This is a genomic window from Flavobacterium sp. GNP011, assembly GCF_056428925.1.
Window position 1 is genome coordinate 100,285 of record NZ_JBWJVJ010000012.1, and the last position, 11,929, is coordinate 112,213.

Annotated in this window: 12 protein-coding genes; 4 read left to right on the plus strand and 8 right to left on the minus strand. The window is 32.3% G+C overall.

The window, feature by feature from the left end:
* Positions 1-19: 19 nt before the first annotated feature.
* The 3 genes from AC061E_RS10970 to AC061E_RS10980 all read right to left on the minus strand — a co-directional run bounded on the left by AC061E_RS10970 (position 20) and on the right by AC061E_RS10980 (position 4,713).
* Positions 20-1,234 carry an RsmB/NOP family class I SAM-dependent RNA methyltransferase gene (locus AC061E_RS10970; protein WP_478286287.1) on the minus strand — a complete coding sequence of 405 codons (1,215 nt, stop codon included), beginning with the start codon at positions 1,232-1,234 and terminating at the stop codon, positions 20-22.
* A 130-nt stretch (positions 1,235-1,364) separates the two neighbouring features.
* The gene (locus tag AC061E_RS10975; protein WP_478286288.1) at positions 1,365-3,326 is read right to left on the minus strand and encodes a KUP/HAK/KT family potassium transporter; all 1,962 of its coding nucleotides are present in this window, start codon (positions 3,324-3,326) and stop codon (positions 1,365-1,367) included.
* 115 nt (positions 3,327-3,441) lie between these two features.
* The gene (locus AC061E_RS10980; RefSeq protein WP_478286289.1) at positions 3,442-4,713 is read right to left on the minus strand and encodes a hypothetical protein; all 1,272 of its coding nucleotides are present in this window, start codon (positions 4,711-4,713) and stop codon (positions 3,442-3,444) included.
* 110 nt (positions 4,714-4,823) lie between these two features.
* On the opposite strand from AC061E_RS10980, the gene AC061E_RS10985 reads away from it, so the two are divergent.
* The gene (locus AC061E_RS10985) at positions 4,824-5,888 is read left to right on the plus strand and encodes a sialidase family protein (protein ID WP_478286290.1); all 1,065 of its coding nucleotides are present in this window, start codon (positions 4,824-4,826) and stop codon (positions 5,886-5,888) included.
* A gap of 63 nt (positions 5,889-5,951) precedes the next feature.
* Here the strand turns inward: AC061E_RS10985 and AC061E_RS10990 are convergent, their stop codons facing one another.
* The 4 genes from AC061E_RS10990 to AC061E_RS11005 all read right to left on the minus strand — a co-directional run bounded on the left by AC061E_RS10990 (position 5,952) and on the right by AC061E_RS11005 (position 8,615).
* Positions 5,952-6,410: a sensor of ECF-type sigma factor gene (locus AC061E_RS10990; protein WP_478286291.1), complete on the minus strand. Its 459-nt coding sequence runs from the start codon at positions 6,408-6,410 to the stop codon at positions 5,952-5,954.
* 23 nt (positions 6,411-6,433) lie between these two features.
* Positions 6,434-6,853 carry a hypothetical protein gene (locus AC061E_RS10995; RefSeq protein WP_478286292.1) on the minus strand — a complete coding sequence of 140 codons (420 nt, stop codon included), beginning with the start codon at positions 6,851-6,853 and terminating at the stop codon, positions 6,434-6,436.
* A gap of 33 nt (positions 6,854-6,886) precedes the next feature.
* Positions 6,887-7,429 carry an RNA polymerase sigma factor gene (locus tag AC061E_RS11000; RefSeq protein WP_478286293.1) on the minus strand — a complete coding sequence of 181 codons (543 nt, stop codon included), beginning with the start codon at positions 7,427-7,429 and terminating at the stop codon, positions 6,887-6,889.
* A gap of 61 nt (positions 7,430-7,490) precedes the next feature.
* Complete coding sequence (locus AC061E_RS11005; protein ID WP_478286294.1) at positions 7,491-8,615, minus strand: SRPBCC family protein; 1,125 nt, start codon at positions 8,613-8,615, stop codon at positions 7,491-7,493.
* A gap of 485 nt (positions 8,616-9,100) precedes the next feature.
* Between AC061E_RS11005 and AC061E_RS11010 the strand changes: the two genes are divergently transcribed.
* Entirely contained in the window at positions 9,101-9,484 is a 384-nt protein-coding gene (locus AC061E_RS11010) for a pyrophosphohydrolase domain-containing protein (protein WP_478286295.1), read from the plus strand.
* Between the two features lie 54 nt (positions 9,485-9,538).
* On the opposite strand, the gene AC061E_RS11015 is transcribed toward AC061E_RS11010, so the two are convergent.
* Positions 9,539-10,606 (minus strand): branched-chain amino acid aminotransferase, encoded by a 1,068-nt coding sequence (locus AC061E_RS11015; protein WP_478286296.1) that lies wholly within the window; start codon positions 10,604-10,606, stop codon positions 9,539-9,541.
* A 299-nt stretch (positions 10,607-10,905) separates the two neighbouring features.
* On the opposite strand from AC061E_RS11015, the gene mnmC2 reads away from it, so the two are divergent.
* The gene (mnmC2, locus tag AC061E_RS11020) at positions 10,906-11,568 is read left to right on the plus strand and encodes a tRNA (5-methylaminomethyl-2-thiouridine)(34)-methyltransferase MnmC2 (protein WP_478286297.1); all 663 of its coding nucleotides are present in this window, start codon (positions 10,906-10,908) and stop codon (positions 11,566-11,568) included.
* 125 nt (positions 11,569-11,693) lie between these two features.
* The coding region (locus tag AC061E_RS11025; protein WP_478286298.1) for a hypothetical protein at positions 11,694-11,929 on the plus strand (236 nt) is incomplete at its 3' end.

The following is an 11,929-nucleotide window of genomic DNA, read 5'->3' on the forward strand; positions in this document are numbered from 1 at the left end:
GTGCTATAAGCTTTTAATATTATTCTTTACGTTCTAGAAGCGCCATGTAAAAGCCATCAAACCCTGACTCTGATGCTAGGATTTTATGATCTTTAACGAAAGTAAATTGTTTTCCAATTTCGGTAGTTAAAAAACGTTTCACTTGATCTTGGTTTTCAGATGGTAAAATAGAGCAAGTTGCATAAACTAATTTCCCTCCTGGTTTTACAATTTTAGAATAACTTTCTAAAACTTCAGATTGTACTTTACGAATGTTATCAATGAACTCTGGTTTCAATTTCCATTTAGCATCAGGATTTCTTTTTAAAACCCCTAAACCGCTACATGGAGCATCAATCAAAACTCTATCAGCTCTCTCGTGTAATTTTTTTATAATTTTAGTAGAGTCGATAATGCGGTACTCAATATTAAAAGCACCATCTCTTTTGGCTCTAATTTTTAATTGCTTTAATTTACTTTCATATAAATCCATTGCAATTAATTGTCCTTTATTTTCCATCAAAGAGGCAATGTGAAGTGTTTTTCCACCAGCACCTGCACAGGTATCAACTACTCTCATTCCTGGTTTTACATCCAAAAATGCTGCAACTAGTTGAGAATTTGCATCTTGTACCTCAAAAAAACCTTGTTTAAAAGCATCTGTCAAAAACACATTGGCTCTTTCTTTTAAAACAAGTGCATCTGGTTGATCTTTAAGCGTATCTGTTTCAATGTTTAAATCCATTAAAATAGCACGCAAAGCTTCACGGGTTGTTTTTAAGGTGTTTACTCTAAGGATAACTTTCGCAGGTTGGTTTTGAGCAGTGATTTCTTTTGACCAAACTTTTTCTCCAAGTTCACTTACACCTAGCTCATCCATCCAATCAGGTATAGATTCTTTCAGAGCTCTTACTTTTGACAGTTCATCAAAACGACCTTTTATTTTTCGTTCAGGAGTGCCTTCAAGCTGGCGCCAATCAGGAATCGGGTAGCCTCTTAAAACGGCCCATACAGAAAACATTCTCCATAAATTATCTCTATCGTACGGCTCTTTAACCTCTGCTATTTCAGAGTATAATCGTTTCCAACGCACAATTTCATAAATGGTTTCGGCTACAAACTTCCTGTCTGAACTTCCCCAACGTTTGTCTTTTTTTAAGGATCGTGCTACTACTTTATCTGCATATTCGCCTTCATTAAAAATAGCGTTTAAAGCATCTATTGTTGTGTAAACTAAATTTCTGTGTAATCTCATTTTAAATAATTGAGGTGCAAAGGTACTATTAATTGATTTGAATGTTAAATTTTAGTACTGAATGTTGTTTAAAAAATTTTCATAAAAAAAGCACTGTATTGCTACAATGCTTTTTTTAAGGATTCTTAATTTATTTTACTCGCGTGAGCCCTATGTTTTCTGGTGCATGAAGTACCATTGGAAATTTTTCAATTTTAACAGAACTACTGTCTAAACCAAAAGCGCGCTCCTCAGAAAGGCTAAGTTTTTTAATAAAAAAGTATGAATTCATTATTAATTTTTCATGCCATCTTAAATCACTATCGTTTGAAAGGAATTTTTCGGATAATACGAATTTAAAATCTCCTATAATATTGTTTTTGTTTAGAGATTCGTACCTACTTGTGATATCTACTTCGCCCTTCTTAACCATGTCTCTGATAACTTCTCGGAACATGAGATTGATTTTAGTAGGTTCTCTAAAACCAAGGTTAAAGTCAACACGGTATAAATCGTCTTTTACAATTTCGGTAACTTTATATTCGGTTTTGTAAGGTTCTGTAAGAATATTAACATGAACAAACCAATATATGTCAGCTCTTTTAGGTCTTTTTTGTAAGATAGAATACATTACTTTTTCCTCTATTTCATCAACTCGTCCAGCGTTAGTCATGTAAACTAAATGTGTTGCATATTTTGGGATTGATAAATCGGCACTTAATTCAACAAGTACTTTCTTGTAATCTTCAATTTTAACCAGTTTGGTGTAACTTTTATTAATTTTCTTAGCTAAATACCAAATTGTCATTACTGATATTAATGCTATAGCGATAAAAAGTGTTACATAACCCCCTTCGGCAAATTTTGTAATATTAGCAGCTAAAAAACTGAATTCGATTACTAAATAAATGGTGATTAAGGGAACTATAAAATATAATTTTACCCTTTTCATAATCAAGTAGTAATTCAATAGAATGGTGGTCATGATCATACATAGAATAATAGCTAGTCCGTAAGCATGCTCCATGTTGCTAGACTCTTCAAAATGCAATACAATACCAACGCATCCTATAAACAACAACCAGTTGATTGACGGAATGTACAATTGTCCCTTTAATTCTGTAGGATATTTGATTTTAACTTTTGGCCAAAAGTTAAGCCTCATAGCTTCATTTATTAAGGTAAACGAACCACTAATCAAAGCTTGAGAGGCAATAACAGCAGCAAGTGTAGCTATTACAATTCCTATTGGTTGAAACCAATCAGGCATGATTAAGTAAAACGGATTTCCATTTTTTCCACCAATACTTTGTAATGTTTCGCCTTCGTGTTTTAAAAGGTATGCGGCTTGTCCAAAATAGTTTAGTACCAATGCTAGTTTTACAAATACCCAACTGATTCTTATGTTTTTGCGACCACAGTGTCCCATATCAGAGTATAATGCTTCCGCACCAGTAGTACATAAGAAAACAAAACCAAGTACAAAAAATCCTTCAGGGTGAATGGATAACAAATGATAGGCATAGTATGGGTTGACTGCTTTTAATACTTCGGTATTTTGAGTAATCTGTGAGACACCAAGGATCGCTAGCATTGCAAACCAAATGAGCATCATGGGAGCAAAGAATTTCCCAACTAATTTTGTTCCAAATTGTTGTATCATGAACAAAATGAATAAAATGCTAATAACTATTGGAATAGTATTAATTTCAGGATAATACGTTCTTATACCCTCAACGGCTGAGGAAACCGATATGGGAGGTGTAATGATACCGTCTGCAAGTAAAGCGCTACCTCCAATTATTGCAGGAACAATTAACCATTGAATTTTAGTTTTTTTGACTAGTGCGTACAATGCAAATATTCCTCCTTCGCCATGATTGTCTGCACTAAGTGTGATAATCACATATTTAATGGTTGTTTGTAGTGTAAGTGTCCAAAAAACACAGGAGATACCTCCTAAAACGATATCTGACACTATTAAATGAGTGCCAAGGATGGCTTTCATCACATACAAAGGCGAGGTACCTATATCTCCGTAAATGATTCCTAATGAAATTAATAATCCGCCTAATGTCCATTTAGTATGGAGGTCTTTGTGTGAAGCGTTCATGAAATTTTTTTTAAAAACGTTTCAAATTTACACTTTTAAAATATATTAGAAGCTTTTTGTCTAAAAAAAAACACGACTATTAATGTCGTGTTTTTCTGTTATTTTTAAATTTTAATTAAGATCTTCTGTTTTCTGATCTTTCAGAACTTCCTCTTTGATTGCTATTACTTCTTGTTTCAGAACCTCTTCCAGAATTGCCTCTAGAACTTGATTCTTGTCTTTGTGGCGCAGCTTGTGGTGCTGAACTTGATCTGTTTTGCGAATAATCTCTAGGTGTACTTTCTCTTCTTGAAGGTAAACTGTTTTCAGAATTTGATCTGCTTGAGCTATTAGCACGAGGGGATTCACTTCTTTGCGATTCTCTTTCGGTAGTTGTTGTACCTCTATTTTGCGAGTAGCTTCTATCAGATCGTCCGTTAGCAGTGGTTGTCTCTCCATTAGTTCTTGTACTGTATCTGTTATTTTCAGTTCTTGTAGCTGTTCTATTTGAGTTAGTAGCATTTTCTGAACGAGTTCTGCCTTGCGATTCATATTTGCCAGAATTAGAGGTTTGCGCTGTACGACTTCCTCTTGTGTTATCTGTAGTAGATCGGTTATTGCCATCTGAAGTGCGTCTTCCAGCACTGGTTTCAACTCTAGAGCTTGTTCTTCTTTGTTCTAGTTCATATCGGTTTGATACTGCAACATTACGTCTTGAAAAAGCATAATCAGGATATAATCTTTCATAACCGTTGCTGCGTCTTGAATTGTAAAGTACAACTGCTCTATTACTTCGTCTAAAGTTTACATAGTTGTAACTATTGTAACTATTTAAACAGATAGAGATATTATTTCTATATCTAAACACAGGGAAAGGATTCCAGGTATAGTAGTACGATGGGTAGTATCCCCAGTTCCATCTTGAGGTATAAGCACGGTATGAAGGTCTCCAAAAAGAGGCATAAATCACAGGAGTAGTATAGTAAACAGGCTCATAAATATAATTATCGCCATACATAAACACATCACCAATAACTTGTACTTGAACATTATTATTTCGGTCTCTTTCTAGATCAATTGTAGCTACATCTTGGTATACATCTCTTTCTAGTACAGCCTGAACAACAATTAGGTGTGTGTTGCTTTCTACTGATTCTACAACTCTCAAATAATCAACTTGATTGTCATTATTTAAATCTAGATTAGATATTTGCGCTTTCGGGTCATTTAATCTTTTTTCAAAATCATCAAGATCTCTGGAATCACCAAAAATGGAGGCAATTGCTCTTAGATCTAGATTATCACTTATTTCTGAATTCATAGCACTCACAGAGGTTCTATCTTGTGCCTGCGTTGTAGTGACTAATAGGGTAGTCATTACGCTGAATAGTAGTAGTTTAGTTTTCATAGGTATTGGATTTAGTTTCACACTAAATTTGTTTCCAATTACTGTGCCAGTATTTTTTTTGTGAATAACTGATGTTTTATAATTGTATATTAGCCTAAAATTATTAGTGTATGAATTGTCGTTTTTCCTTTATTCTATGGGTACTTTTTACCGTTTCTTGTAAAAGTCAAGTTGATGTTAATAAAACGGGGATGGAAAGCTCCGTTTTTAAGAATGTAAGTATTGATACCTTATTTGAGGATAAAATTAGCATTCGATCTTTAGTGGTTGATGGTACTAAAATTTGGTATGCAGCTGATAAAAATCGGTTTGGGTATTTTGACTTGGTTTCAAATAAAAAGACAGAAAATAAAATCATAAAAGATACATTGCAACTAGAATTTAGGAGTAATGCGCAAACTCGGGATTTTGTATATGTTTTAAGTGTATCAAATCCTGCTTTGTTATATCAAATTTCAAAAAAAGATTTATCTACTAAATTGGTCTATCAAGAAAATCATGAAAAGGTTTTTTTTGATAGTATGCAATTTTGGAATAATAAAGAAGGTATAGCCATGGGAGACCCCGTTTCTACAGTTTTAAATGTTATTATTACTCGTGATGGCGGAGTTTCATGGAAAAAAGTTCCTGATACACTAATGCCTAAAACCAGTTCAGGAGAAGCTGCTTTTGCGGCAAGCAACACAAATATTGTAGTAAAAGGTTCTTCAACTTGGATTGTTTCTGGGGGAGTTAAGTCAAGAGTTTTTTATTCGCCAAATAAAGGAAAGTCTTGGTCTGTTTATGAAACGCCTATTGTACAAGGTAAAAGTATGACAGGAATATTTACTGCTGATTTTTATGATGAAAAAATAGGGTTTATTACTGGTGGTGATTATGAAAATAGAAATCAAAATTTTTCAAATAAAGCTGTAACTTTAAATGGAGGAAAAACTTGGAAATTAGTAGCTGAGAATACTGCTTTTGGGTATGCATCTTGTGTGCAATATGTGCCTAATAGTAAAGGGAAAGGTATTGTTACGGTGGGTTACTCTGGAATATTTTATTCTGGGGATGGTGGATTTTCTTGGAAGCAATTAGCAACAGATTCAAAACTGAATACCATTCGTTTTATTAATGCAACTACTGCTATTGCTGCTGGTCAAAACAAAATGATTCGTTTACAATTTAATTAAAAGAAAAACTACCCTCAGTATGCTAAACACTGAGGGTAGTTCTTGAATTAATAAAAAAGGAAATTAATTTTTTTGTCCGTTATTGCGGTATTGTTGGAGTAGCTTTTTATTGAAATCTTCTTCAGCTTTTTTTAGTTTTACAATTTTAACAGCAGGTAAAAAAGTACGTAGGTTTTGTAAAAAACGTTTGCGTACTAAAAATAATTCCTCTTCTGTACCCTCAATTTGAGCTAAAAAAAGTTTGGCTTCTTTCTCGGTAATTTTATCCAGTGAGCCATCACTCATTCTTTTTACATAAGACTTCATTTTTTGATGCCTTAATTCAAATTGTTTGTCATCATAAGTATTATAAACTGGCCAAAATTTTTCGGCTTCTGCTGTTGTAAAACCTATTTCTGTGGTGAAAAAAGCAGCTTTCAAAACTTTTATTTGCTCTCTTTTTTCTTTCATACTTTCGCCTTGAGCATAAAAATTAAAAGAAACAAATAATAAAGCAAGGAGTATTATTTTGTAATTGTTCATCGTGTTTTATTTAAATCTTTAAATTATTCTAAAATTAAATTTTCTAAATTAGCGTTCGTTGAAAAATGTTCTTCAATAGTTTCGTCTTCAAGCGCTATTGGAGATTTCATGTTTTCAATTTCTTCATAGTTCAATCCATTTATCAAGTCGTATTGATTTACATTTGATTGATAGGTTATGTAATTTTCTAATGCTGCTGTTTCAAGCTCATAAGTTCTATTGTTTTGTTGTTTTACCAACAATGGAATCATTAACGCTAGTACTAATACTGCTGCTACTGCCGATATTATAAAGGTTCTCTTTTGTTTAAAAATAGAAATTACTGGAGTTTGATTTTGCTCTAATTCTTGCATCATTCTTGCAGAAAAAGTGTCAAAATAATGATCTGGAACTTTAAATCCAGGTTCTATTTTAGGTTCGTTATCTAATTTAAATGTCTTCATAATAGTGTTTAGACCAATGTATTGCTAAAAGGTTTAAGTTGAGGAAACAAATGCTTCTATTTTTTTTACTGCAAGATGGTATGATGCTTTCAATCCGCCTACTGTTGTGCCTAAAATTTCAGATATTTCTTCGTATTTTAATTCTTGAAAATATTTCATTTTAAAAACCAACTGTTGTTTTTCGGGTAATACTGCTATGGCGCGTTGTAGTTTCAATTGCATTTCATCTCCATCAAAAAAGACATCAGCTTCAAGATTATCCAGTGTTTTATTCTGCAAAGCTTCTGATGAAATGTTATTGGCTCGTGCTTTTTGTTTTAAGAAAGTCAAGGCTTCATTTGTTGCTATGCGGTACATCCATGAAAAAAGTTTACTATCTCCTTTAAAACCTTTAAGATGTTGAAATATTTTTATAAAACAGTTTTGCAAAACATCATCAGTGTCATCATGATTTAAAAGAATGGATCGGATGTGGTTGTACAAGGGTTTTTGATATTCCAATAACAACCTCTGAAACGCTTGATTTTGCGTTTTGGGGTTTAATAATTGGTTTATAAATTCCTGTTCTTCCTGCAAAATATGTTTTTTAATATAAGATAGTTTTTGAATAATAAGGTTTAATACTAAGGAGTATTTTTTAAAATTCAGTTTCCTCTTTATCCTCTATTACAGGAGGTTCTGGTTTGCTAATAGGTGAAGTTGCTGTAGCAGTTGAAGTTTTTACGGGAACTGCAACAGAAATTACTTTTGGCGGAAGCGGTACGTAAATTTCAGTTTCCCATTTTGATGCATTTTTAACCTCTGATTTATTGATTTTAAAAATTTCTAAATGACTAAAATTTGGACTTACGATAACCTTATTTTTAACAATGTATTCATTTGATTGTTGAATAGCCTTGCTTATGTGAGTATAATCGCCTGTTAGATTTGTTTTTATGGCTTCAAATGGCTCTAATGTACCTGATAAAATATCACTACCTGAGCTAGTCAAAATTCGGTTTTTAGTAGGAATACAAAAAGAAATTTGTGCTAATCCTGTTGTTGCATTGTAATTGTGAAACAATAAAAATGGTTTTCCATTTGTTTCAACGCCATTATTGGTACAAAAAGTAGTTATAGAATTAAATACTATTAATGCATTTTTATACACGCTAGTTAGCTTGCTGGTAAAGGTTTGCTTAAGGTAATTTGTTCCTGATTTATTTGTTAAGCCAATAACCTTTATATTGAAAGTATTGGTTTCAAAAACCAATGTTTTTTCGAGTTTTTCTAAACTTTTTTCGTAAACGCGACCCATTATTTTGTCGATACCGCCTTGCATTGCAGCCATCACTTTCATGGTAAAGCTCATTTTTCCTTGAGATTTCCAAGTTACTTTAGTCCCATTTAAAGTGTCTTTAAAACGGAGTACTACTGATGATTCACTTCCATCAAAATCCATTTTTTGTGAAATACTATCGTTTTCTTGTGATAAAAGTGTTGCAATTGATCCCGAATTTGTTTGGTTATCCCAAGTCATTGTAGCTCCGTTGCCTATTGATTTTTCTGAAAATGAAAGTTTCGTAGTAGGATCCTCTGTTATCCAAGTTGCAAAATCTTCCCAGTTTCTTAAATCATTAACAAATTGGTACACAGTATTCTTAGGCGCTTTAATAATATGACTTCTTTCCACAGTGAAATCTCCTTTTTGGGTGGCAATAAATATAGTCAACGCCACAAGGCTTAGTAAAAGTAAAAGGAAAATATATTTTAAAATTCGCATAACGGGTTGGTTTCTTGATTTTGTAAAGTTATAGATTTTATTTAAAAGTTTTTCAAAGCTCAAATTTTTATAAATTGTTTTTGAAATCCTGTATTGTAAAATTGTAAATGATTGAATAGTATTGTTGTAGTTTTTTGTGATTGTTTTATTTACCGCTTGTACGGATATAAAAGCAAATAAAAAAGCCCACAAGAAGTGGACTAATAATCAGGTATAAACTACCTTTTAAAAAAAACTTTTATCAAAAAAAGAATAGCAATAAAACCAATAAATCCTAGTAGAATTTTATAATTGCCCTTATAAAATGTTTTATGAATTTGAATGTCTTTTCTATAGGAGTATACTGCGGCTATTACAAAAGCGATAAAAAATAAGATTCCAAAAATGATTTGACCTTGACTGAACATGTTTTATAATTTTTTGTAAAATTAATCAATAGTTTAGAAATAGTTGCTATTTTGCTGTCTCATTTAAAAAAAATCAACATGAGAAAACAATTTGATGCAGTAAAACAATTTCATTCAGCTTTTAAGTTAGGATTTCATGAGACTCCAGTAGCTAATTTGGGAGAAATTAAGCACATGCTCCGTTACAATTTAATGAAAGAAGAAAATGAAGAGTACCTAGAAGCGGTCAAAAACAATGATTTGGTTGAAATAGCCGATGCGCTTGGTGATATGATGTATATATTATGTGGAACGATTATTGCACATGGATTACAAGACAAAATGGAAGCCGTATTTGAAGCCATCCAGCTTAGCAACATGAGCAAATTAAATACTGACGGAACGCCTATTTATCGTGAAGATGGTAAAGTTTTGAAAGGACCTCATTATTTTAAACCTGATTTCTCAAACCTACTGAAATAAAAATAAAAAAAAGTGATTTCCGAGAGAAAATCACTTTTTTTTATTGGATTAAAATTATATTTTAACAGTCCAGCCAAAAGTATCTTCGTCAAGTTTATTTTGGATATTTGTTAATTTTTCTTTCAGTTGAATTGCCATTGAATGATCCACTTTAGGGAGATCATAATAAACATCTTGGAATGAAAATCCTGAAATAGGACTAATTACAGCTGCTGTTCCAGCACCAAATATTTCTTTTAGAGTACCGTTTTTTGCTGCTTCAACTAATTCTGATACTAGTACAGAACGAACTTCAACATTCATGCCTTCGCTTTTTGCTAAGTCAATAAGTGTTTTTCTAGTTACACCATCAAGAATACGTTCACTCACAGGAGCTGTGAATAAGGTATCGTTGATTCTAAAAAACACGTTCATAGTTCCCGCTTCTTCTAGCTTAGTGTGGGTAGCATCGTCTGTCCAAATAACTTGTTGAAAACCTTCTTGGTTTGCTAAAGTAGTTGGGTAAAATTGTGCAGCATAATTACCAGCAGCTTTTGCAGCCCCAATTCCACCATTTGCAGCCCTACTGTAGTGTTCAGCAATAAGAACCTTAACATCTCCAGCATAATAAGAGGTAACTGGGGATAAGATTATCATGAATTTATATTCGTTTGATGGATTTGCTATTACTCCTGTACCTGTAGCAATCATAAAGGGTCTTATGTACATCGAGTTTCCGTTCCCTTTTTTGATCCAGGCTTCGTCTATTTGTAGTAATTGGTGAAGTCCTGACATAAAAATATCTTCAGGAACTTCAGGCATTGCCATACGTACCGCAGATTTATTAAAACGATTGTAGTTTTCATCAGGTCTAAAAAGCCAAATATCATCATTTGTATCTTTATAGGCTTTCATACCTTCAAAAATTGCCTGTCCGTAATGAAAAACCCTTGTTGATGGGTCAATCAAAAAAGGAGCGTATGGTTTGATAGTAGGATTTTGCCATTCACCGTTTTTGAAATCACATTCAAATAAATGATCTGTAAATACAGAACCAAAGCTTAAGTTTTCAAAATCAACATCCTGTATTTTAGATGTAGCGGCTTTTATAGTTTCAATCTTGGTAGTTGGAGTATTACCCATAATAGTGTACTGTTTGTTTATTTTTTGTTTAAACAAATAAACAATTCATAAAAATTAAGTATTGCTTTTTGTTTAATGCGTGCAAAATTAAATAAAAAACAATGAATACTTTTAATCATTTCATTTAATTATGGTTTAAATGTGTATTTTGTTTGTTATTTAAAAAATTAGACGTAAGATGTTTAATTTTTAAAGTGTTTCATAAAATAAATCTAGAGATGTTATTTAAAACTTTTGATTTTCACTATTTTTGATTCCTATCTGCTTAATAAATTAATTTATAATTACAAAAAACTATTTTGAAAAGAGAAATAATTGAAACCCTAGATGGCTCAACAACTATTCATTTACCTGAATGGAATGAATGTTATCACTCTAAACACGGTGCTATTCAAGAGGCAGAACATGTTTTTATTAAAAACGGATTGGCACTTTTTCCTAATTCAAAAGTGTCTATTTTAGAAATTGGTTTTGGAACGGGGCTTAATGCCTTTATTACTTATTTAGAGTCAATAAAAAGAAATCAAACCATTAACTATGTAGGAGTTGAAGCTTACCCTGTTTCTGCACATGAAGTTTTGGCAATGAACTATGTAGCTGAACTAGATGCAGAGCAACATGCTGCAGTTTTTGAGGTTTTACACACCAGTAATTGGGATGAAAAAAACATCATTACTCCTCATTTTGAAATCACAAAAAGGAAACAGTTTTTTGAGCAAATAGAGGATGTTGACGCCTTTGATTTAATTTATTTTGACGCTTTTGGGTATAGAGTACAACCTGATTTGTGGAGTACAGAAATTTTCGAAAAAATGTATAAAGCTCTTAAAAAAGATGGCGTTTTAGTTACTTATGCGGCAAGAGGCGTGGTCAAACGTAGTATGATAGAAGTAGGTTTTACAGTAGAAAAATTAGCTGGGCCACCAGGTAAACGAGAAATGTTTAGAGCATTTAAAAAGTAATTTTTTTTACAGGCTTTCAACCCTTAGTTTTGGTTTGAAAACTAAAAACTAAGTTAAATAATAGTGAAACATTTTTATTTTTATTATAAATTTACAGTGTCCCAAACAAAAAAATAAATTGCACTATGTCGAAAATAATGTATGACTATACCAAATCAATTTTAGAGAGGGTAAGTTTTGATCCAGCTTTGTTCTGTAAAGAGTTAGAAAAAGCTTTAAAAACATTGTTGCCATACGAAATGGAGCTTTTAAGAGAATGGCTTTTGAGTTATACCGTAACTAAGCCAGAGTTAAAACAATGTTTAATATTAGTTCTATGTCAAAAAAATAAGGAACACTTAGGTTCCTTATTTTTTTTATG